We start from the raw sequence: 21,384 nt of genomic DNA, 5'->3' as shown, positions 1-21,384 counted from the left end.
TTTTTACAATAAATCTATTTTTTTTAAAATTTGAGTTTTAATTATGTTTAAATTAATTATATTTAAGTTAATTATATTTAAATTTGAGTTTTAAATGTTATTTTTAAATGTTATTTTTAAATTTCATTTTAAGATTTGTTTAATTTTTATTTTAAGTTTTATTTTAAATTTTATTTTAAGTTTTACTTCTAAATTTTACTACTAATTAGATTTTTTAATTTTTAATTTTTAATATTTTTATTTTTGAGTGATTGGATTGTATATATTAGATTAAACCTTTTAGATAATTTTATTTCTGAGTGGATTATATACTAATTTTCTTTTTTGTGTTAAAATAAGGGATTTAACTAATTTGAATTTATATGGGGCAGACTAATGTTGAAAATACCGTTGATAAAAGAATATTTATTTGAAGTTGTTGAAAAGAATGAAGAAAACCTAAAAATAATAGATTGCTTGATAAATAATAAAATAACTGATGAAAAAATAGCAGAATCTACAAATATTAAAATAAATACTGTTCGAAAGATTTTATATAAATTGTATGATTCTCATTTAGCAACTTATGAACGAAATAAAGACAAAGAAACAAATTGGTTTACTTATACTTGGACTTTTGACAATGAAAATATAGTATCCGAATTGTCATTTCGCCATGAAACCAAGATTTCTAAACTGGAAGATATCTTAGAAAGTGAAGAAAATAATTCGTTTTATATTTGTCCCAAAGATGAAAATAGATTTGATTTTGCAGTGGCTCTCCAGAATAAATTTAAATGTCCAAATTGTAGTACAGAACTTAATTGGCATGATAATGAATATAGAATTAGTATAATTAAAGAAAAAATAGATGCATCGATTTCAGAATTTAATGATTTTGAAAAATTAATCAAAAATTTAAAAACATAATGTTTTAAAGATGTTTAATAACTATTCGTTTTTTGTAATTGTTTTAATATAAAATAGCTTTACTTTTTTTTCATGAATTATGAGTTAATTACATTTTTTATTAATTCCCACAGCTTTTTTTTATTTAACTCTCTAATTTTTCTTTTTATATTTAAATTTTAGATTTTTTTAGCATTATTATTTTATCATTTTTTCTTAGTTTTATGCATAAATTGATTTTTATGGAAGATCAAAAATATTTGATTTCATTATTAAAAGAAGAAAACTGCCCTAAATGGGTAATAGATCATTCAATTGGAGTCTGTAAAAAAGCCAATGAAATAGCTATTAATTTTAAAGATGATGTGGACTTAAATTTATTAACAAGTGGAGCTTTGTTACATGATATTGGTAGGTCTAAGTCAAATGGAATTGATCATGGGATTATTGGTTATGAAATAGCTATTGATTTAGGGTTTAGTGAAAAACTGGCTAATATAATTGAAAGGCATATTGGTGTAGGTTTAACTAAATATGAAGCTTTAAAGTTTAATTTACCTTTAAAAAATTACATTCCCCTGAGTTTGGAGGAGAGAATAGTTTCTCATGCTGATAATCTTTATGATGGGGTTAATGAAGTTGGTATTAATTTCACCATTGATAAATGGATGAGAAAAAATGAAATTTCAAATAAATCTATTCTGAAATTAAAAAAAAACCATGAAGAATTAGTTTTACAATTTAAATAATTATTTTTCATAATTAAGTTCTTTTTTTGGTAAATTTTTATCTAAATATATTAAAATTATATTAAAGTTATATTAAAATTATATTAAAAAATTATTAAAAACTACTAAATATTAATTAATATTATATTAAACATTTTACTAAAAATCAAATTATAAATTAAACTAAAAATTAATTAAAAATACAATTTTATTCAAGGATAATATGGCAAAAGTAATTTGTTCAAGTGATGAGTCTTTATACCGTCCAGAAGTTGTTAGATGGAGAGAAAGAATGGCTTTACTTAAACCTTTAGGTGAAGTTGTTGTTGTTCTTCCCTGCAGTATGAAAAAACCTTATTCTAACTCTAAATCTCATCAAATATTTAAAAAAGCTTCTAGAAAAGTCCAAGAAGTCATTTTAACCTCTCCATTTGGAATTTGTCCTCGTGAAATGGAAAATACATACCCAATTCAGTCATATGATGTTGCTGTAAGTGGAAAATGGAGTAATGAAGAAAAAAAACTTGCAGGAAAGCTTTTAAATCAATATTTAGATGGGAAAGATATTATAGCTCATGTCTCTGGGGGATATGAGAAAGTATGTCAAGAGTATTTAGATGGAGCTATTTATACTTGTGTAGATGGAAAAACAACTTCTCCAGATTCAATTTATAACTTGAGAATGGAATTAAAAAAATATTCTACAATTAAACGAAGAGAAAAGGTTTTAAATGGATTAAAATCAGTAGCTATTTATCAGTTTGGAGAAAATGGTCATGAATTTATTGATAATGATACAATAGCTAAAGGAAAATACCATAAAAAGATTATTAGAAATAAAAATCAAATAGCTATTTTAAACAATGATAGGGGATTTTACTCTTTAACTCTTAAAGGTGGGGAAATTTTAAATGATTTAGGAATCAATATTGTTGAAATTGACTTTGAATTATCTACAAACACCGTTTTTGCACCTGGAATCAATTCTGCAGACTCAAATATTTTACCAAATGATGAGGTTGTTGTAGTAAGAAATGGAGAAGTTTTAGGTGTTGGTAAAGCTATTTTATCGGGTAAAGAAATGGAGTTAGCCACCAAAGGCATTGGAGTAAAAATAAGACACAGAAAGAAGTAATATATTGAATTTCATTTGTTTTAATATTCGTTTTTTATTTCTTTATTATTTTTTTATCATTTCTTTATTTCATTACTTCATTATTTTATTTTTTTTATTTTTTTAAGATTTTTTTTATATTTTGATTTAAAAACTTAATCTATAAATATTATAATGTACATATGAATTTATACTTGAAAATTTTCTTGAATTAAATTAAAATTTTTTAATTTTTTTTAAGTCTTTGTTAACTGAAAGTTAAAAAAATTAATGTTAAATATATATTAATTTATTATATTGAATTTATTATGTGAATTTGTTATATATTATTGATTATTTATTGAAATTTATTTATTTGCTAAAAGAGAGAGATAAAATGTCTGAAGAATTACAAAATCAAGTTAAAGATGCAGTTTCTAAAGTTTTAGATCCACATATGGGTGTAAGTATTACTGAAATGGGTATTGTTCAAAATATAGAAATTGATGGAGATGCAGCTAAAATAGTTTTAAAACCTACAAATCCTGGATGTATGAGTGTTGCACGCATGGCTGCTGATGCCAAAGACCAAGCATTATCTGTTGATGGAATAGAAAGTGTTGAAATAATTGTTGAAGGTCATATGATGGCTGATTCAATTAATGAAATGATTAATAAAAAATAATTAATTTTTATAATTATTTAATCTTTTTAATTTTATATTTTTTCATATCAATATATTTTTTTCTATCAAAATATTTATATATGATAAAAATAAAAATTGTTATATCCTTACTTAAAATTAAATTTTTAAAGATTATTTTAATAGGGCCGGTGGCTCAGCCAGGTAGAGCGCACGGCTGATAACCGTGAGGTCCTGGGTTCGAACCCCAGCCGGCCCATTTTTGATTTTGATTATTATTTTTTACTCTTTTTTTAAAAATTAATTATTTTAAATTTCGAAATATTTTAATTTTGTCTTTTAAACTTAAGACTTAAATTACTCTCTTCATTAGTTTTTAATTTTTATATTAAGAGCCTAGTTTTTATATTAATAGTAATATTAAATCATTTTTTATAATTTTATGCTCTATTAAATTTCTATTAAATTAATTCAACTTTTATTCATACTAAGTTTAAGTTCTGATATCATGTGGGAAAAAATAAAGGTAAATTTTCAAAATCGTCCTTCACAGATGAAAATAGCAAGAAAAATGATAGAGTTAGGTCTTCGTGTTGATGATGACAAGTCTGTTTACTGTGGAGATTTAAAAATTACAGATGTTTATCTTGCAAAAACTGTAGATGTAGACAGAAGAATTGTTAAATTTACAATTGAAACTATTTTAAATAGTGAATACTTATCTGGGATTTTTAAGAACATAGTTCCTGCAGGAACTCTTTTAAAAAATATTGCTAAAAATTTATCCCTTGGTGTAGTTGAAATTGAGACTGATCGAGATAACTATGGTATTTTAGCTGAAGCCAGTAGAATATTATTTTTAAGAAAGATAAATATACGTCAAGCTTATGCCAATGACAAAGATATGGATGGTTTTCCAATTTTAACTATTATAACAGAGGTTCCAGTTCCTGGAGATATCTTTAATGAATTATTATCAATTAAAGGCATAACCAAGGTTTCAATTTATTAATTTCAACAAATTAATTTTATTTTAATTCACTATATTATTTAATTACTTTATTTTTTTTTTTAAAAATTTTTTTAGTAAATTTTAAATATTTCAAAAAATATAGTTTATTTATAATAAAAATATTTAATAAATCAAAATATTTAATAATTTCTTTAGTTATATTTCATTGTTTTAAGGAGAATGTTTATGTGCATTGCAGCACCTGCTCAAATAGTAGAAATTGATAAAGATAATAATGTAGGTTATGTTGACTTTGGTGGAGTCAAGCAATCTGTTAAGTTAGATTTAGTAGATGAAATCGAAGTTGGTAAATATGTTCTTGTGCATGCAGGTTATGCTATTGAAGTTTTGTCTGATCAAGCAGCTAAAGAGAAATTAGAAGCTTGGGATGAGTTTTTAGCTATTTTGGATGAAGAAGACAAATTGAATGCTACTTAAGTATTTTACTTTTAATTTACAACACTAGTTATTTTTATAATTTTATATTACTTTCATTATTTTTAAAATTTTTATTTTTCAATTATTTTTTATTATTTTATTTAATTAAGTGATATTATGAATTTAAATGAATCAATTTCTCAATTTATTAGACAGTCAAAAAGAGTTTTCAAAGTAGCAAAGAAACCAGATAAAGAAGAATTTTTAAATTTTTCAAAAGTAACAGCTATTGGAATAGCTATTATTGGAGTTATAGGGTTTGTAATTATTTTATTTGGTGAATTAATAGGAATGTAATTTGCTTAATCATTTATAATTATTGATGTTATTCAAATATTAAATTTAATTTTATTTATAATAATTAATAATGTAATTTGTTTAATTTTATTTTTTAATATTTATTTTTAATATATTATTTGTTTAATATAAAAATTTAATTAAGTTTATATATTGGAAAATAAAGATATATTTTACATATCTAATTTTAAATAATTTATTTTTATTTTAATTATTTCTTTTTTCTATATAATTATATTTAAAAATCTTTATTTTTAGTATTAACTGTTTTAAAATTATTTTTTGTATTTTTTTTAGACCTAAAAACATATTTTAAATGTTAATTATTTAGATATTCATTTTTATTAAATCGATCAGATTTTAATTTATTAAGGTGTGAATTATAAATGGAAGATACTCAAAATTCCATATATGCTCTTAAAACCTCTGCAGGTCAAGAGAGAAATGTGGCAAGAATGTTAGCTAAGAAAGCAAAAGAAAGTGGGTTAGGCTTAAGAGCCGTTATCGTTCCAGAATCTTTAAAAGGTTATGTTTTGGTAGAATCTTCAACTAAAATTGATATGCGTAATCCTCACATGAGAATTCCTCATTTAAGAGGGGTTGTTGAAAGTAAAGATAAAAAAGAGGGTTCTAACATTGTTTCTTTTGAAGAATTAAAAAAATTCCTAAAACCTGAGCCTATTATATCTAGCATTAATAAAGGAAGCATTGTGGAGCTTATTTCAGGACCATTTAAAAGTGAAAGAGCTAAAGTGATTCGTATTGATGAATCTCGTGAAGAAGTTGTCTTGGAATTAATTGAAGCTGCTGTTCCTATACCTGTTACTGTTAAAGCTGATCAAATTAGAATTATACAAAAGGAGGCTGACTAATGGCTAAAAGTACTGTTGAAGTCCTTATTGAAGGTGGAACTGCCACCCCTGGACCACCTTTAGGTCCTGCTTTAGGTCCATTTGGTATTAATATGATGCAAGTTGTTGAAGAAATCAACAAAAAAACTGCAGATTTTTCTGGAATGAAAGTTCCTGTAAAGGTCACTATTGATGCTGCTACTAAGGAATTCGAAATAGAAATAGGTACTCCTCCAACAACTGCCCTTATTATGGATGAACTTGGAATTGAGAAGGCTTCTCAAGATCCTGGCTTAGAAAAAATCGCTGATTTATCCATAGACCAATCTTTAAAAGTTGCAAGAATGAAGTTTGATTCTTTACTTGCCAATGATTACAAGCATGCTGTTAAAGAGATTATGGGGACTTGTGTTAGTATGGGAATTACTGTTGATGGTAAAGACCCACGTGAAGCACAAAAAATAGTTGATGCTGGAGAATATGATGATATACTTGTTGAAACAGAATAATATTCTGTAGTTTCAAGTATTTCTCATATTTTTATAAATTATAATTTACTTTAATCGTAATCTGGTTTATAATTTAATTTTATAATTTATATTTTATAATTTATATTTTATAATTTATTTTTATCATAATATAATTTTACTAATATAATTTTATTAATAAGTTTTTTATTTAACTTATTACTCAATTTTATTCAATGTAAATGATGTTACAGAATTGAAATGATTTTTTTCTGTGGCGGATATATTGTTTACTAAGGATTAATAGACATAATTTATTCATTTATAGTATACTATGAATGAAAGTAGAATGTTCAATTAATCGAAACTGATAAATATCCATTAGAGAACTTTTTAAAAAGTTCCTGGAGGATTTGTATGACACAAGATATATTAGAAGCAGTGAAGAAGGCTAAAGAACTTTCAAAGCCGAGAAACTTCACACAATCTGTTGATGTTATTGTTAACATCAGAGATTTAGATGTCAAAAAACCTGAAAATCGGTTCGATGAGGAAGTTTCTCTCCCTAATGGAAGAGGCAAAGGCATTAAAATTGGTTTTGTCGCTGATGGGGAATTGGCGCTTCAAGCTAAAAAAGCTGGTGTAGATCTTGTTATAACTAAAGAGCAGTTAGAAGAATTCGGTAAGAAAAGGAAGGAAGCTAAAAAAATAGCTAATCAATATGACTTCTTTGTAGCACAGGCCGATTTAATGCCTCTTGTAGGTAGATATTTAGGACCTGTTCTTGGACCAAGGAAGAAAATGCCTAAACCTGTTCCTGCCGCAATTAAAGTTGACCCTATAATTGATAGATTAAAATCTACAGTTAAAGTGTCTGTTAAAACTCAAGCTTCTATCCAGGCCTTAGTTGGTACTCAAGATATGTCAGATGAAGAAATAGCTGAAAATATTGAAGCCGTTCTTGCTGTCTTAGATCGCAACTTAGAGAAAGGAAGAAATCAAATTAAATCCATGTTTATTAAGACAACCATGGGTCCAATAGCGAGGGTGATTTAAAATGGCTCACGTTGCTAATTGGAAAAAAGAAGAGGTTAAAGAACTCAAGGAATTACTCAATTCACACTCTGTTATAGGTGTTGTTGATTTGTTAAATATTCCTGCAAGACAAATGCAACTAATGAGAAAATCTCTTCAAGGTAAAGCCATAATAAGAATGGCTAAAAAGAATCTCATTGATTTAGCACTTAATGATATTGCTCAAAATAAAGAGAATATCACAGGTCTTTCTCCTTTTATGATAGGGCAACCTGCAATCGTGTTTACTGATTTAAACTCTTTTAAATTATACAAAATTTTAGAAGACAGTAAAACTCCTGCTCCAGCTAAAGCTGGTAGTATTGCTACTGCAGATATTGTTGTCCCAGCAGGAGATACTGGTTTTGAGCCAGGTCCATTCCTTGGTGAATTACAACAAGTTGGAATTCCTGCAAAAATCGATAAAGGTAAAATTACTGTACAAAAAGATCATGTTATAGTAAAAGAAGGAGAAGAAGTTTCTAAACAAGTAGCTACTACTTTAACTCGTTTAGATATTAATCCTATGGAAGTAGGTATTAATTTAAGAGCTGCTTATGAGGAAGAAACTATATACACTTCTGATATATTGTTTATCGATGAAGAAAAAACTCTTCAAAACATTCAAGCTGCATTTAATGGTGCATTCAACTTATCTGTTAATGCTGCAATACCTACAAATGCTACTGTTTCTGCAATATTGTCCAATGCATTTATTAAAGCACGTAACTTAGCTGTTAATGCTGCAATTGTTAATGATGATACAATAGGTCTTTTAATTGGAAAAGCACGTACTGAATTGTTAGCCATTGCTTCAGCTATTAGTGGTGTTGAAGGTGCTTTAGATGATGAGTTATTAGATTTATTATCTAATGTTGCATCTGCTGCTCCTGTTGTAGTAGAAGAAGATAATGCTGAAGAAGAAGAGGAAGAAGAAGAGGAAGAAGCTTCTGAAGAAGATGCAGCTGTTGGTTTAGGTGCTCTCTTTGGTTAGTTTTGTCTTGATACTTGATTAATCTTTTAAAATTATTAACTTACAATTTTTTTATTAAAATTTCAATTAAAAATTAAATAAATGTCTAATGGCATGGTTTAAGTCTTAATGGCTAAAAATAATTAAATGGTCTTAAGATGAATAAATAGTCTTAGGCTAATTAAATAATTAAAAGTTTATAGGTGAAAACATGGAATATGTATATGCCGCAATGATTTTGCATAGTGTAGATAAAGATATTAACGAAAATAATGTAAAGAAAATAGTCGAAGCCGCTGGCATTGATGCTGATGAAGCAAGAATCAAAGCTTTAATTGCTGCTTTAGATGATGTAGATATTAGCGAAGCTATTGAAACTGCAGCTGTTGCTACTGCTCCTGCTGCTCCTGTTGCTGCTGTTGAAGTTGCTGCTCCTGTTGAAGAGGAAGAAGAGGAAGAAGAAGAAGCTTCTGAAGAAGAAGCTGCTGCGGGCTTAGGTGCACTCTTCGGATAAATTTTATAGTTTTCTTTATTGGGGGATTTTCCCCTTATTTTCTTTTTTTTATATTTTTGCTTTTTTTTAATTATTAAATAGCTTGTCTTTTAAATAGCTTGTCTTTTTTTATTATTAAAATTTTATATATTTATTAGCTTTTTCTGTATTTTTTCTGTTTTTTTAATTTATTTTTCACATTTTTTTTATATTTTTTTTGCTTTTGTTTAAAGAAATTTTTTTATTATTTGCTTTTTCTAAATTATTGAAAAATAATTATAAAATAATTATAAAATAATTTTTTAAAATATATATGTTTTAAAGTCCAATATATTATTTGATAAAATTGAATTATTTTTTTAATTTTGTTTAAGTTATTTCTTAATAATTTTATTGTAAGTTAAGTATATTACATTCATATAATTTTAGATATACTTAAAATTACTATGTAAAACAATAATTCAATAATAATTCAATATTAATTCAATAATAATTTAGTTAATAATTATTAATCAAAAAATTGATATTAATCAATAGCCTAATTTAATAATAAGGCACTAAATAAATTTAGTCTAGGAATTGTTTTAATAAATATCAATCATTAAATTAATCAATTTCAATTTTTAAATATATTGGGATGGGATAAATGAAAGGAATAGTATTTATCATGGACGGATTAGGTGATCGTCCTTTAAAAGAACTAAATAATCAAACTCCATTACAAGCAGCTAATACTCCTAATTTGGACAAAATGGCTAAAAAAGGTATAAATGGTATTATGGATTCTATTAAACCAGGTATTCGCCCAGGAAGTGATACTGCTCATATTTCTATTTTAGGATATGATCCAAATATTGTTTACACTGGAAGAGGTCCTTTTGAAGCTTGTGGAGTTGGAATTGATATTTTTCCTGGAGATATAGCATTTAGATGTAATTTTTCAACTGTTAATGATGAGTTTATAGTGACTGATAGAAGAGCAGGAAGAATAAGGGATAATACATCTTCCATCATTTCAAAACTTAATGAAATGAAAATTGAAGAATATGAAGATATTGAAATAGTTTTTAAAGAGTCTACTGGCCATAGGGCAGTTTTAGTTTTAAGGGGGGAAGGTTTATCAGATAAGGTTTCTGATGCAGACCCTAAAATTGAAGGAAAACCACCTAAAATTGTTGTAGCTAAAGACGATTCAGCTGAGGCAAAAAAAACAGCTGATTTGTTAAATAAAATTGTTAAAAAATCATATGAATTAATTAAAAATCATCCAATTAATTTAAACCGTGTAGAAAAAAATGAACCTCCTGCAAATATTATTATTCCTCGTGGAGCAGGTGCAGTTCCTGATGTTGAACCGCTAAATAGTAAATATTCTTTGAACTCTGCATGTATTGCTGAAACTGGTCTTATTATGGGAATTGCTAGATTTGCTGGAATGGAAATTATAGAAGTTGATGGGGCAACTGGAGGAGTAGACACTAATTTAGATAATATAGTTGATACAATCATGGATAATGTTAAAAACAGTGATTATGACTTCTTTTTAGTTAATATTGATGGAGCTGATGAGGCAGGGCATGATGGTAACTACAAGGAAAAATTAGAATTTATAGAAAAAGTAGATGATATAGTTGTTTCTAAATTATTAGAATTAAAAGACACGATTATTATTTTAACTGCTGATCATTCTACTCCTATTTCTGTAATGGATCATAGTGCTGATCCAGTACCAATAATGATTAATGGCTCTGATATTAGAGTAGATGGTGTTAATAAATTTAATGAAATAGATGCCACAAAAGGAGGACTCTTAAGAATAAGAGGCTCTGATGTAATGGACATTATTTTAGATTTAATGGGTAAATCACCTAAATTTGGAGCTTAGTTATTTAAATATAATGAATTTTTTATTTATTTTAATTAATTTAATTTATTCATTTATTTCTCTAATTTATTTTTATTTTATTTAATTCACTTATATTTTACTTTAATTCATTTATTATTTTTTTAACTCTTTATATATTTATATTATTTACATGTTCTATATGATTATAGCCATATTTGGATGATACTATGAAAAAAAAACTATTTGGAACCTCAGGGATAAGAGGTCATTTTCCAGAAGATGTTAATGGGATTTTAGCAATTAACATTGGAAAAGCTATTGGAACTTATTTGGGTGGCAAAGGTGATGTTGTTGTTGGATATGATCCTAGAACATCTAATAAAGTTTTAGATAATGGAATTTCTTCTGGTTTAATTGAAACTGGGTGCAATGTTATAAAACTAGGAATGGTTCCAACAGGTTTAACTGGTTTTGCTACAGAAATGCTTAATTGTTCTTGTGGAATAATGATAACGGCATCACATAATCCATCTACAGACAATGGCGTTAAAATTTGGAATAAAAATGGAATGGCTTTTACAAGTAGCCAAGAAGATGAAATTGAAGAAATATACAATTCTAATTCATTTATAACTCCTTCATGGAATAATGTTGGTAAAATTTACCACAACAATGAAATTATTAAAGACTACATTGATAAATTACTTTCACTTGTTAAAATTAAGAAAGGATTAAAGGTTTTAATTGATTCGGCTTCTGGTGCAGGTTCAGAACTTTCACCAATTATTTTTAGAATGGCTGGTTGTGAAGTAATCACTTTAAACAGCCAAGTAGATGGGTTTTTTCCAGGTAGAAAAGCAGAACCAAATAAAAATAATTTAGGAGATTTAATGCAGTTAGTTCCTATTTTAAATGCTGATTTAGGAATAGCTCATGATGGAGATGCTGATCGAATGATTACTGTTGATGAAAATGGAGAAATCAGTGATTTTGATAAATTATTAGGCCTTATTTCAAAAGAAATGGTTATTAAAACTGGAGATACAATTGTTACTACTGTAGATGCAGGACTAGCCATTGATGAAGCTGTTGGTAGTAGGGGAAAAATTTTTCGCTCTGAAGTAGGAGATGTTCATGTCGCAGAGTTAATGGAGAAAGAAAATGCTTCATTTGGTGGAGAACCGTCTGGAACATGGATACATCCAGAATTTTCAATGTGTCCTGATGGCATTCTCTCAGGATTAAAAATAGCTGAAATTGTTTCTAAAAAAGGAAAATTATCACAACTTCTAAATGAAATACCTAGTTATCCAAATGAAAGAGTTAAACTCCCATGTTCTAAAGAAGAAAAAGTATTAATAATGGATGAAGTTAAAAAATCAATTAAAAATGAATTTAACGATATTATTGAAGTCAGTACAATCGATGGACTTCGTTTAACATTTAAAGATGGAAGTTGGGTATTGATTCGCCCATCTGGAACTGAAGATTACTTTAGAATAACTTTAGAAGGAAAAACTCAAGAAAGAGCAGATTTTATACAAAAAACTTCAGAGAATTTCATAAATAATTTGATTCATTAATATTTACATTAATAATTAATAAATTAGAATAATAATTAGAAATTGGAATAATAATTAGAATAATATTAGAGTAATAATTATAGTTTTTTGATTTATAATTTTTTTTATTACTTTTTAATCAATAAAAATCATTTTCAGCTATATTAATATTGATTAATCTAATATTGATTAACTATTTAATTATTTATTTATTTATTATGCATTAATCATCATTTATGCATTAATCATCATGCTATTTAATATTAATTTAAAATAAGAATTTATTTTGGAGTGATACAATGAAAGCAGTAATTTTAAGTGCTGGTGAAGGGTCACGAATGAGACCTTTGACTTTAACAAAGCCAAAAACAATGCTTCCTGTTATAGGAAAACCTATTATACAACATAATATTGAAGCTTTAAAAGAATGTGGGATATTTGATATTCTTTTGATTGTTAGCTATAAAGAAGAGATTGTAAAAGATTATTTTGGTGATGGAAAAAAATTTGGAGTAAATATTTCATATAAAACTCAAAAAGAATATGCTGGAACAGCTGATGCAATATCTTACTCTAAGGGTTTTGTGGAAGAAGATTTCATTGTTTTAAATGGAGATATTATTCTAGATAAAGAATTGATCAAAGATATTACTGAAGATTACAATCAAAATTCTCCAGATACTTTAATGGTTTTAAAAGAAGTAGATGATCCAAGTGACTTTGGAGTAGTTGAAATAGAGGATAATTTAATTAAAAATGTTGTTGAAAAGCCAGAAAAAGATAAAGCACCAAGTAATTTAATTAACACAGGAATATACATTTTTAGCAAGGATATTTTTGAAAAAATAGATAAAACTAAAAAGTCTCCAAGGGGAGAGTATGAAATTACAGATTCTTTATCTCTTCAAATTATAGATAAAAAAATTGTTCGTGGATTTTTAACTAACAAAGAGTGGATCGATGTTGGACGACCTTGGGAATTAATTGAAATTAATGAAATCATGCTTAAAGATATTCAAAGAGAGATTAAAGGTGAAATTGAGAGAGGAGCAACTATCCATGGTAATATATTTCTCGATGAAGGGAGTATAATCCGATCTGGAGTTTATATTCAAGGGTCTGTTTATATTGGTAAAAACTGTGATATAGGTCCTAATTGTTATATTAGGGGAAATACATATGTTGGTGATAATGTAAAAGTTGGAAATGCTGTAGAAATTAAAAATTCTATTATTATGGAAAATACTAATGTTAATCATTTAAGTTATGTTGGTGATTCTGTAATAGGTTCTAACTGTAATCTTGGAGCTGGAACTAATATTGCTAACTTGAGATTTGATGATAAACCTGTTAAAATAATGATTAAAGGCGAAAAGATTAATAGTGGAAGAAGAAAAATGGGTTCTATTATTGGTGACAATGTAAAAACTGGAATAAATTCAAGTTTCACTCCAGGTGTAACCGTAGGTTTTAATACCTTTATTGGTCCCCATGTTCTCTTAGATGAGGATGTAGAATCAAATAAAATAGTTTTATTAAACCAACCAAAAATTGTAATAAATAATAAAGATAAAACAGACAAAGAAGATTGATTTTTTTATTTTTTAATTTTATAATTCTTTAACTTTTAAGCGTTTTATTTTTTTTTATTTTTTTATTCTTTAATTTTTAAGCTTTTTTATTTTTTTATTCTTTAATTTTTAAGCTTTTTTATTTTATTATTCTTTTAATTTTTTATTTTATTTTAATTATGTGATATTATGATAGATAACTCTGCAAAAATATTTCCAGGTGCTCATATAATTGGTGATGTTGATATTGGTGAAAATTCGTCTGTATGGTACAACGCAGTTGTAAGAGGAGATAGAGGAAAAATTATTATTGGAAAAAACTCTAATGTTCAAGATAATTGTGTTTTACATGGATCTTTAGATATGGATACTGTAATTAATGATAATGTTTCTATTGGTCACGGAGCTATTATTCATGGATGTTTGATTGAAGATAATGTTTTAGTTGGGATGAATGCAACTGTTCTAAATAATGCAAAAATTTCTAAAAATTCAATTGTTGGTGCAGGTGCTCTTGTTTCTGAAAATAAAGAATTTCCTGAAGGCAGTTTAATTTTAGGGGTGCCAGGAAAATTTATTAGGAAATTAACTCCTGAAGAAATTAAAGGTGTTGGATTAAATGCTAAAGAATATGTTAATTTAGCTAAAGAGTACTATATTTAACTATTTATTTAATTTCTTATAAATTTTTATTTTTATTTTTATTTTTTTATTTTTGTTTAACTACTTATTTGGTGAAATATGAAATTGAAAAAAGTTATTGGTGAATTAGACCCTTATGTCCCTGGAAGATCTCAAGATGAAATAGCTAATGAATTTGGACTTAAAAAAGAAGAGATAATTAAATTAGGTTCCAATGAAAATCCGTGGGGATCTTCTAAAAAATCTATTGAAGCAATTTCTAATGAACTTCAATATATTAATCGTTATCCTGAAACGAATTTAAATGATTTAAAAGAAGAAATAGCTAGATATACTAACCTTAAAGTAGAAAATGTTATAATTGGTGGAGATGGAGCTGATGAAATAATAGATTCTTTGGCTAAAACATTTATTGAAGAAGGAGATGAGTTTATAGTTCCTTTACCTTCCTACACTTATTATGAATATACATTTAAACCCTATGGGGCTGTTCCAGTTTACGGAAAATGGGATTTAGAAAAGAATACTGTTGATGTTGATTCTGTTTTAGAAGCTATTTCTAATAAAACTAAAGTAATATTTTTATGCTCTCCTAACAATCCTACTGGAGGAATAATAAACAAAAAAGACATAGAAACTATTGTAAATGCCACTGATGCATTAGTTGTTATTGATGAAGCATATGTCGAATTTTCAGTTGAAAATAATGTGGATTTAATTATTAAATATGATAATGTCTTGATTATGAGAACCATGTCTAAAGTTATGGGGCTTGCAGGATTAAGAATAGGTTATGCTTTATCTAACAAAAAATTAATTGAGTATATTCATAGAGTAAAGCCTGCTTTTAGTTTAACTAGACTTTCATATATTGCAGCATTAGAAACATTTAGAGATAAGTTATATATTAATGAATCAATTTCTAATGGAATTACAAGTAGAAATTTCTTATATTTTGAACTTTCTAAGTTTAGTGATCTAAATGTCTTAGATTCAAAAGCAAATTACATTTTAATTGGAATAAGAGATACTGGAATGAATGCAGCTAAATTTTCTAAAGAACTTTTAAAACGAGGAGTTATAGTAAGAGACTGTACAAGTTTTAAAGGATTAGATGAGTATTGGATTAGGATAAGTATTGGAACAATGGAAGAAAATGAAAAATTTATTGGTATATTACATGATTTTTTAGATAATATTTCATGATTTACTTAGTATTTTAATTAGTTTAGTGTTTAATTAATAATAAGATTTATAAAAAAAAATAAAAAAATTTTAAATGAGAATATATGTTTGTTTTTTTAATAATTGATATAAAAGTGAGAATATGAAATTTGGAGGATCTGTATTATCATCTATTGAATTTTCTGGAAGAATATCTTTAGTTATTTTTCTAGGAGGTTGTCCTTTAAATTGCCCATATTGCCACAACTACGAATTAATTGATGGTGGAGAAGAAATAGACTTATCTAAAGTCTATAAGTTAATAGATGAGAATGTTGATTATATCGATGCTTTAGTTGTATCTGGAGGAGAACCACTTTTTCAAATAGACAACTTAAAAGCTATTTTAGAATATACAAAAGCTTACAATCTTGAAACTAAGTTGGATACAAGTGGAATATATCCAAAAAGATTAAAAAAAATTTTAAATCTTATTGATTATATTTCTTTAGATATAAAAGCTCCATTTAATAAATATAAAAAAGTAATAGGCTCAGACATTGGTAATAAGGTTAAAGAATCTATGAATATAATTAATGATGATATTTATACATTTTTAGAATGTAGAACAACTTATTCTCCTATTTTTTTATCTAAAGAAGATTTAAAAGAAATAGCTAAAGAAATTTCATGTGACATATTCACAATTCAACAATTTAGAAGTAAAAATGTCTTAGATGAAAAATTAAAAGATCAGTCTTCCCCTAATCCATTAGAACTAAAAGAAATAGCTATAGAATTAAAATCATACTTTAAAAATATCAGGATTAAATCATCAGAATTTGGATTAGAAAATATTTAACAGGTGTAGTATGCCAATTTTATCCTTTGGAAGCCAAAATATTGAACTTATAACTGGAAATAAAACATCAACAATAAGAAAATTATGGAAATCTCCATTAAAAGAAGGAAACAGATTGCATTGTTATTGGAATTTAGTATCAAAAGAAAAAAAGAAAATTTTTGAAGCGGTTGTTGTAGGGGTAGAATTAATTGAATTTAAAGACTTAAAAAACAACGATGAAACAGCAATTCAAGAAGGATTTAAAGATGCCAAAGATATGTTAAAAGAATTTAAAAAAATGTATGTTGGTGAAATTAAAGACAATGACATGTTTCAAATAATTCATTTTGAAAAATTGCCTGTAAGTAAATGGGAAGGAGAAAAAATTGATGAAAAAGCAATGATTACTCAAAGAGCAGACATTTTATTTGATACAGGTAAGTATGATAAATCTACTATCTGCTATACTGCAGCCTTAAAACATGACCCAGATGATGTTTACCTTTTAAATAAACAAGGAGATAATTTAAGTCGTTTAGGGCAGTTTAAAGAAGCTATTAAATATTATGATAAAGCTTTAAAAATTCAACCAAACAATGAATATATTTACAACAATAAAGCAATAGCTCTTTTGAACTCAGGAAATCCTAATGAATCTTTAAATGCAAATAACATGGCTTTAAAATATAATAAAAAAAATTCAGCTATTTTATACTGGAGAATATTAATCTTACAGGTTTTACAACGGTTTGAAGATGCACTTTCTGTTTCTGATGAGCTAATTAAAATCGATGGAAAAAATCCAGAAGTATGGAATGCAAGAGGAAATTTACTTACTGAAATGGAACATCATGAAGAAGCTATTGAAGCATATGATATTGGTTTTACTCATTGTTTTGATGAAAGTGAAATTGATGCATCAGCACTAAATAGAAAAGGCAATGTTTTATTAGATTTAGGTCGTTTTAATGAGGCTTTATCTGTTTATGATAAAGCAATTAAAATTGAGCCTAACAATGAATGGTTTTTATTAAATAAAGGTTTAGTTTTATTGGAATTAAATAATTTTAGTCAAGCCAGTGATGTTTTTACAAAAGTTCTTTCTATAAACCCTAAAAACGATGATGCAAGAGTTTTACGTGATGAATGTTTAGAAAATATGTAGTTTTTAAATGTTTGAAGCAAACTTTAGAACAAACTTTTGGAAAAAGTTTGATCAAAAGCTATAAAACAAACTTTTAGAAAAAGTTTGATCAAAAGCTTTGGAAATAGAGCATTTTATTTTATAAGCAATGCTTTTATTAATTTTAAAATAGATAAGAATTAAAAACAGTTAAAAGATAAAAAAAGTAGATATATAAATTCAATTTTAAAATAAGTATAAATTTCAATGTTTTATTAGAATAAAAAATAAGAATTAATAGAAAAAGACAAAATTAACAAAAACTAATAAAAATTAAATAAAAATTAAATAGATTTTTTTATAAAATTTGCTCAAATCTATCAGAATCTGCTTTACAGATTGGACATTTTAATGGAGGTTTTTCTTTACCACATAAATATCCACAGACTTTACAGTTCCAAATTGGGACTTTTAATTTTCCTAATTCATTTGAATTTATTGGGACTTCTTTTTTATTTTTTGCAAGTTCTTCCATTCGCCTATCAGGAATTGAGTTAAGTTTAATTTTTCCATTTAATACATCTTCACTCACATACAATGCACAAAAACAAGCACCATAGTCTGATAAATCCATATCTCTATAATTACATGGGCAAATCATATCTAAGTCTTTTTTTTTGTCTCCAGAAGCTAATCGACATGGACAGTTGGCATAACCATATCTATCAATGTTGACTTTAATACTTTCTAAAAGAGCCTTTACAAATTCAATGTCTTCATTTAGGAAGTAGCCATTTTTTTCAGCATCTTTTTTGAAGTCCTCATAGAAATCAAAATTTCCCATAAAAACACCTTAACTAAATGTTTCTCTTATTTCATCTTCTTTAAAACCAGTAATTACTTTAGTATTATTAATTACAATTGTTGGGAAAGATAACTGAGGATTCCATTTTGTTAATTCTTTAACAACTTCATCTCTTTCTTCTCCACTTGTTAAATCAACATAAGTGAAGTCATATGCAACATCTAATTCATCTAAAAGTGCTCTTGTTTTTCTGCACCATTGGCAAGTACTTAATGCAAATAAAACTACATTTCCTTTGTCTGATCCATTTACATGATCTAAATTCATATTTTCATCTCCATAGTATTTTTAAAAGTTTTTATTAGAAACATTTTTTTGTGTTTTTTTAAACTTTTTATTTTTTTTTTTTTTTTTTTTTAATTTTTCATTTAAAATTTAAATAAGAAAAATTTTTGTAAATTTAAATTACTTATAAATTTTTTACTTTATTTTTTTAATATGGTTTTTATATTATTTAAATTAGTAATTTCATTCGATCTTTTTGAATAATATTTTAATTTATTTTTTTTAAATTCATATTTTTAAGAATATTTTTTAATATATTAGAGTATATTTTTAAATTTTTCTTAAAAATTTGTCATAAAATTTTATTTTAAACTACAATATTTTTATATTATTAAAATATAATATTATATTAGAGTAACTTATAAAAATATTATTAAGAAAAAATTTAGAAATTTTTTTATTTTTTTTATTATAAAAGTTATGAAAAAATCATAAGCAATGTTTTTAGATAAATGTTTGAATAATGTTAAATAAATGTTTTATTAAGATTTAAGACTAATGTTTTATATTTAAATTTTGTTGCTCTTCATGCTTATATATATTATTTGAGATAAATTTTAGGTAAATTTGAGGTAATTTTATGACAAAAACTACTATAAGTGTTATAAAAGCGGATGTAGGTAGTGTTTCAGGACACGGTGTTGCTCATCCTGCTTTATTAGACATATGCGAAGATACATTGGAAAATGCTAGAGAAACTGGTTTATTAAATGACTATTACATAACCCGTTGTGGTGATGATATAGATATGATTATGACCCATAGAAATGGGGAAGAAAATGAAGAAGTCCATGAAACTGCTTTTACTGCTTTTATGAAAGCTACTGAAAAAGCTCGTGAATTAAAACTTTATGGTGCAGGTCAAGATTTACTTTCCGACACATTTTCAGGTAATATTAAAGGAATGGGACCAGGTGTTGCTGAAATGGAATTTAAAGAAAGACCAAGCGACCCTGTTATAGTTTACTGTTGTGATAAAACAGAACCTGGTGCATTTAATTTGCCTTTATACAAGATATTTGCAGACCCATTTAATACCGCAGGTTTAGTAATCGATCCAAGTTTACATGATGGATTTAAATTTGAAGTCTTTGATGTTATGGAACATAGAAAAGTTATTATGGAATGTCCTGAAGAGTCATATGATTTACTTGCTCTTTTAGGATCTACTGGTAGATATGTTATTAAAAGAATCTTTAAGAAAAATGGAGAAATAGCTGCGGCTGTTTCTACAGAAAGATTAAATTTAATGGCTGGTCAATATGTGGGTAAAGACGATCCTGTAGCTGTTGTAAGGGCTCAATCTGGTTTTCCTGCAGCAGGAGAAGTAATTGAACCATTTGCATTCCCTCACCTTGTTAGTGGGTGGATGAGAGGTTCACACAATGGCCCTTTAATGCCAACATCCCAAGAAGAAGCAAACCCTATTAGGTTTGATGGTCCACCAAGAATTATTGGTTTAGGTTTCCAAGTAGCTGATTCTGAATTAATTGGTCCTGTTGATTTATTTGATGACCCTGCATTTGATCCTACAAGAAAAGAAGCAGCAAATATAGCTACTTACATGAGAAGACACGGTCCATTTGAACCACACAGATTACCAAGTGAAGAAATGGAATATACTTCTCTTCCAGGTGTTTTAACAAAATTAGAAGAAAGATTCAAAAAAATGGATTAATTTCCACTTTTTCTTTTATTTATTAATTTTTAGTTTTTTAATAAAGATTTTATTTAATAAAAGCTTTTATTTTATTAAATTTTTTAATTTTAGCTTTTTTTAATTATATTTATTAATAAATTAATTTTTATTTATACTTTTTATTCAATTTAGCTTTGTTTTATTTTAATCTTTTTTTTTATTTTAATCTTTTGGTGATAAAATGGGTTTCAATCTTGAAAAAATCATGAGTATAGCTGTTTTTATTGTTGGAATAATATTTTTTGAAGTAATTTTAGGAATTGGCAATTTATTGGCATTTATAGTAATAATTATTTGGGCTATTTTATTTGGATTTTTCTGGAAAAGACAATTTATGTCATAATTTTATCATATTTTATGTTTTATTAAATTTTATGTAATTTTTTCTTTAATGCCCAAAAATTATAATGATATGAGCTAAATCTATAATTTTATGGTTTTTAATGATGAAACCTTCATTTGATGGTTCTGTGGGCTTACTGTGGTATAATATATTTAATAACAGTACATGATCAGTTAATTCATTATTTATTACTGTTCCCTTATTAATGAAGTCTTTTTTTCTTATAATTAAGGGTTGCAACAATTCGAAAATCTAAGTTTCTAAACTTAGTTAATTAAGTTAAAATTAGATTTATAAAGCTATAATAGATTTTATTATAAAAATAAATATAATATTTAATAAAATTCTATTTTAATTAATATTAATATCTATTTACTAAAAATAATTATTTTTAGACATTTAATTTTTATTATTCTTTAAAATATTTTAATCCAAATTTAACAAATTAATATGAGTTATCTATTAATTATACAGTCCTGAAAG

At 26.0% G+C, this 21,384-nt stretch carries 23 protein-coding genes and 1 tRNA gene; 22 read left to right on the top strand and 2 right to left on the bottom strand.

Annotated features, from left to right (window positions below):
* The first annotated feature begins 375 nt into the window (after positions 1–375).
* The 20 genes from MBCUR_RS01965 (at position 376) to MBCUR_RS01870 (ending at position 17,751) form a co-directional block, all read left to right on the top strand.
* Positions 376–909: a hypothetical protein gene (locus tag MBCUR_RS01965; RefSeq protein ID WP_067089563.1), complete on the top strand. Its 534-nt coding sequence runs from the start codon at positions 376–378 to the stop codon at positions 907–909.
* 221 nt (positions 910–1,130) lie between these two features.
* Complete coding sequence (locus MBCUR_RS01960) at positions 1,131–1,637, top strand: HD domain-containing protein (protein WP_067089561.1); 507 nt, start codon at positions 1,131–1,133, stop codon at positions 1,635–1,637.
* A 202-nt stretch (positions 1,638–1,839) separates the two neighbouring features.
* A complete protein-coding gene (locus MBCUR_RS01955; RefSeq protein ID WP_067089558.1) occupies positions 1,840–2,751 on the top strand; it encodes a DUF5591 domain-containing protein in 912 nt (303 codons plus the stop codon).
* 355 nt (positions 2,752–3,106) lie between these two features.
* Positions 3,107–3,394, top strand: a complete 288-nt coding sequence (locus tag MBCUR_RS01950) for an iron-sulfur cluster assembly protein (RefSeq protein WP_067089555.1) — start codon at positions 3,107–3,109, stop codon at positions 3,392–3,394.
* Between the two features lie 143 nt (positions 3,395–3,537).
* Positions 3,538–3,611: transfer RNA gene (locus MBCUR_RS01945), tRNA-Ile, on the top strand.
* 249 nt (positions 3,612–3,860) lie between these two features.
* On the top strand, positions 3,861–4,364 hold the full coding sequence (locus MBCUR_RS01940; RefSeq protein ID WP_067089553.1) for an amino acid-binding protein: 504 nt from the start codon (positions 3,861–3,863) through the stop codon (positions 4,362–4,364).
* A gap of 186 nt (positions 4,365–4,550) precedes the next feature.
* Positions 4,551–4,802 (top strand): HypC/HybG/HupF family hydrogenase formation chaperone, encoded by a 252-nt coding sequence (locus MBCUR_RS01935; protein WP_067089551.1) that lies wholly within the window; start codon positions 4,551–4,553, stop codon positions 4,800–4,802.
* Positions 4,803–4,919: 117 nt separating this feature from the next.
* Complete coding sequence (locus tag MBCUR_RS01930; protein ID WP_067089548.1) at positions 4,920–5,099, top strand: protein translocase SEC61 complex subunit gamma; 180 nt, start codon at positions 4,920–4,922, stop codon at positions 5,097–5,099.
* A gap of 386 nt (positions 5,100–5,485) precedes the next feature.
* Positions 5,486–5,971, top strand: coding sequence for a transcription elongation factor Spt5 (locus tag MBCUR_RS01925; RefSeq protein WP_067089545.1), 486 nt, complete (start codon positions 5,486–5,488; stop codon positions 5,969–5,971).
* On the top strand, positions 5,971–6,459 hold the full coding sequence (locus MBCUR_RS01920; RefSeq protein ID WP_067089542.1) for a 50S ribosomal protein L11: 489 nt from the start codon (positions 5,971–5,973) through the stop codon (positions 6,457–6,459). Before MBCUR_RS01925 ends, MBCUR_RS01920 begins: the two co-directional genes overlap by 1 nt.
* Positions 6,460–6,834: 375 nt before the next feature.
* The gene (locus tag MBCUR_RS01915) at positions 6,835–7,473 is read left to right on the top strand and encodes a 50S ribosomal protein L1 (protein WP_067089539.1); all 639 of its coding nucleotides are present in this window, start codon (positions 6,835–6,837) and stop codon (positions 7,471–7,473) included.
* A gap of 1 nt (position 7,474) precedes the next feature.
* Positions 7,475–8,485, top strand: a complete 1,011-nt coding sequence (locus MBCUR_RS01910; protein ID WP_067089537.1) for a 50S ribosomal protein L10 — start codon at positions 7,475–7,477, stop codon at positions 8,483–8,485.
* Between the two features lie 190 nt (positions 8,486–8,675).
* Positions 8,676–8,978 (top strand): 50S ribosomal protein P1, encoded by a 303-nt coding sequence (gene rpl12p / locus MBCUR_RS01905; RefSeq protein WP_067089534.1) that lies wholly within the window; start codon positions 8,676–8,678, stop codon positions 8,976–8,978.
* Positions 8,979–9,603: 625 nt separating this feature from the next.
* Complete coding sequence (locus tag MBCUR_RS01900) at positions 9,604–10,842, top strand: 2,3-bisphosphoglycerate-independent phosphoglycerate mutase (RefSeq protein WP_067089532.1); 1,239 nt, start codon at positions 9,604–9,606, stop codon at positions 10,840–10,842.
* Between the two features lie 188 nt (positions 10,843–11,030).
* Entirely contained in the window at positions 11,031–12,386 is a 1,356-nt protein-coding gene (gene glmM / locus MBCUR_RS01895) for a phosphoglucosamine mutase (RefSeq protein ID WP_067089529.1), read from the top strand.
* Positions 12,387–12,664: 278 nt separating this feature from the next.
* On the top strand, positions 12,665–13,957 hold the full coding sequence (gene glmU, locus MBCUR_RS01890) for a bifunctional sugar-1-phosphate nucleotidylyltransferase/acetyltransferase (protein WP_067089525.1): 1,293 nt from the start codon (positions 12,665–12,667) through the stop codon (positions 13,955–13,957).
* A 168-nt stretch (positions 13,958–14,125) separates the two neighbouring features.
* Positions 14,126–14,599, top strand: coding sequence for a gamma carbonic anhydrase family protein (locus tag MBCUR_RS01885; protein ID WP_157077551.1), 474 nt, complete (start codon positions 14,126–14,128; stop codon positions 14,597–14,599).
* Positions 14,600–14,677: 78 nt separating this feature from the next.
* Positions 14,678–15,784 carry a histidinol-phosphate transaminase gene (gene hisC, locus MBCUR_RS01880; protein ID WP_067089523.1) on the top strand — a complete coding sequence of 369 codons (1,107 nt, stop codon included), beginning with the start codon at positions 14,678–14,680 and terminating at the stop codon, positions 15,782–15,784.
* A 121-nt stretch (positions 15,785–15,905) separates the two neighbouring features.
* Positions 15,906–16,604, top strand: coding sequence for an anaerobic ribonucleoside-triphosphate reductase activating protein (locus tag MBCUR_RS01875; RefSeq protein ID WP_067089520.1), 699 nt, complete (start codon positions 15,906–15,908; stop codon positions 16,602–16,604).
* A 10-nt stretch (positions 16,605–16,614) separates the two neighbouring features.
* Complete coding sequence (locus MBCUR_RS01870) at positions 16,615–17,751, top strand: tetratricopeptide repeat protein (protein ID WP_067089518.1); 1,137 nt, start codon at positions 16,615–16,617, stop codon at positions 17,749–17,751.
* Positions 17,752–18,067: 316 nt separating this feature from the next.
* Here the strand turns inward: MBCUR_RS01870 and MBCUR_RS01865 are convergent, their stop codons facing one another.
* Together MBCUR_RS01865 and MBCUR_RS01860 are read right to left on the bottom strand one after the other, a co-directional pair.
* Positions 18,068–18,553, bottom strand: coding sequence for a ferredoxin-thioredoxin reductase catalytic domain-containing protein (locus MBCUR_RS01865; protein WP_067089516.1), 486 nt, complete (start codon positions 18,551–18,553; stop codon positions 18,068–18,070).
* A gap of 9 nt (positions 18,554–18,562) precedes the next feature.
* Positions 18,563–18,841 (bottom strand): glutaredoxin family protein, encoded by a 279-nt coding sequence (locus tag MBCUR_RS01860; protein ID WP_067089513.1) that lies wholly within the window; start codon positions 18,839–18,841, stop codon positions 18,563–18,565.
* A gap of 598 nt (positions 18,842–19,439) precedes the next feature.
* Here MBCUR_RS01860 and fbp point away from each other — a divergent pair.
* Positions 19,440–20,537, top strand: coding sequence for a fructose-1,6-bisphosphate aldolase/phosphatase (fbp, locus tag MBCUR_RS01855; RefSeq protein WP_067089510.1), 1,098 nt, complete (start codon positions 19,440–19,442; stop codon positions 20,535–20,537).
* A gap of 202 nt (positions 20,538–20,739) precedes the next feature.
* Entirely contained in the window at positions 20,740–20,901 is a 162-nt protein-coding gene (locus MBCUR_RS10235; protein WP_157077549.1) for a hypothetical protein, read from the top strand.
* The last annotated feature ends 483 nt before the right edge of the window (positions 20,902–21,384 follow it).

Source organism: Methanobrevibacter curvatus (genome assembly GCF_001639295.1).
In the GTDB taxonomy this organism is placed as follows: domain Archaea; phylum Methanobacteriota; class Methanobacteria; order Methanobacteriales; family Methanobacteriaceae; genus Methanoflexus; species Methanoflexus curvatus.
The sequence above is the reverse complement of the archived record's forward strand: the minus strand, read 5'-3'. Positions and strand labels throughout refer to the sequence as shown.

What these genes read in the sequence shown, in the direction of transcription:
- MBCUR_RS01965 (WP_067089563.1), top strand. Translation starts at nt 376, where the DNA reads ATGTTGAAAATACCGTTGATAAAAGAATATTTATTTGAAGTTGTTGAA.
- MBCUR_RS01960 (WP_067089561.1), top strand. Translation starts at nt 1,131, where the DNA reads ATGGAAGATCAAAAATATTTGATTTCATTATTAAAAGAAGAAAACTGC.
- MBCUR_RS01955 (WP_067089558.1), top strand. Translation starts at nt 1,840, where the DNA reads ATGGCAAAAGTAATTTGTTCAAGTGATGAGTCTTTATACCGTCCAGAA.
- MBCUR_RS01950 (WP_067089555.1), top strand. Translation starts at nt 3,107, where the DNA reads ATGTCTGAAGAATTACAAAATCAAGTTAAAGATGCAGTTTCTAAAGTT.
- MBCUR_RS01940 (WP_067089553.1), top strand. Translation starts at nt 3,861, where the DNA reads ATGTGGGAAAAAATAAAGGTAAATTTTCAAAATCGTCCTTCACAGATG.
- MBCUR_RS01935 (WP_067089551.1), top strand. Translation starts at nt 4,551, where the DNA reads ATGTGCATTGCAGCACCTGCTCAAATAGTAGAAATTGATAAAGATAAT.
- MBCUR_RS01930 (WP_067089548.1), top strand. Translation starts at nt 4,920, where the DNA reads ATGAATTTAAATGAATCAATTTCTCAATTTATTAGACAGTCAAAAAGA.
- MBCUR_RS01925 (WP_067089545.1), top strand. Translation starts at nt 5,486, where the DNA reads ATGGAAGATACTCAAAATTCCATATATGCTCTTAAAACCTCTGCAGGT.
- MBCUR_RS01920 (WP_067089542.1), top strand. Translation starts at nt 5,971, where the DNA reads ATGGCTAAAAGTACTGTTGAAGTCCTTATTGAAGGTGGAACTGCCACC.
- MBCUR_RS01915 (WP_067089539.1), top strand. Translation starts at nt 6,835, where the DNA reads ATGACACAAGATATATTAGAAGCAGTGAAGAAGGCTAAAGAACTTTCA.
- MBCUR_RS01910 (WP_067089537.1), top strand. Translation starts at nt 7,475, where the DNA reads ATGGCTCACGTTGCTAATTGGAAAAAAGAAGAGGTTAAAGAACTCAAG.
- rpl12p (WP_067089534.1), top strand. Translation starts at nt 8,676, where the DNA reads ATGGAATATGTATATGCCGCAATGATTTTGCATAGTGTAGATAAAGAT.
- MBCUR_RS01900 (WP_067089532.1), top strand. Translation starts at nt 9,604, where the DNA reads ATGAAAGGAATAGTATTTATCATGGACGGATTAGGTGATCGTCCTTTA.
- glmM (WP_067089529.1), top strand. Translation starts at nt 11,031, where the DNA reads ATGAAAAAAAAACTATTTGGAACCTCAGGGATAAGAGGTCATTTTCCA.
- glmU (WP_067089525.1), top strand. Translation starts at nt 12,665, where the DNA reads ATGAAAGCAGTAATTTTAAGTGCTGGTGAAGGGTCACGAATGAGACCT.
- MBCUR_RS01885 (WP_157077551.1), top strand. Translation starts at nt 14,126, where the DNA reads ATGATAGATAACTCTGCAAAAATATTTCCAGGTGCTCATATAATTGGT.
- hisC (WP_067089523.1), top strand. Translation starts at nt 14,678, where the DNA reads ATGAAATTGAAAAAAGTTATTGGTGAATTAGACCCTTATGTCCCTGGA.
- MBCUR_RS01875 (WP_067089520.1), top strand. Translation starts at nt 15,906, where the DNA reads ATGAAATTTGGAGGATCTGTATTATCATCTATTGAATTTTCTGGAAGA.
- MBCUR_RS01870 (WP_067089518.1), top strand. Translation starts at nt 16,615, where the DNA reads ATGCCAATTTTATCCTTTGGAAGCCAAAATATTGAACTTATAACTGGA.
- MBCUR_RS01865 (WP_067089516.1), bottom strand. Translation starts at nt 18,553, where the DNA reads ATGGGAAATTTTGATTTCTATGAGGACTTCAAAAAAGATGCTGAAAAA.
- MBCUR_RS01860 (WP_067089513.1), bottom strand. Translation starts at nt 18,841, where the DNA reads ATGAATTTAGATCATGTAAATGGATCAGACAAAGGAAATGTAGTTTTA.
- fbp (WP_067089510.1), top strand. Translation starts at nt 19,440, where the DNA reads ATGACAAAAACTACTATAAGTGTTATAAAAGCGGATGTAGGTAGTGTT.
- MBCUR_RS10235 (WP_157077549.1), top strand. Translation starts at nt 20,740, where the DNA reads ATGGGTTTCAATCTTGAAAAAATCATGAGTATAGCTGTTTTTATTGTT.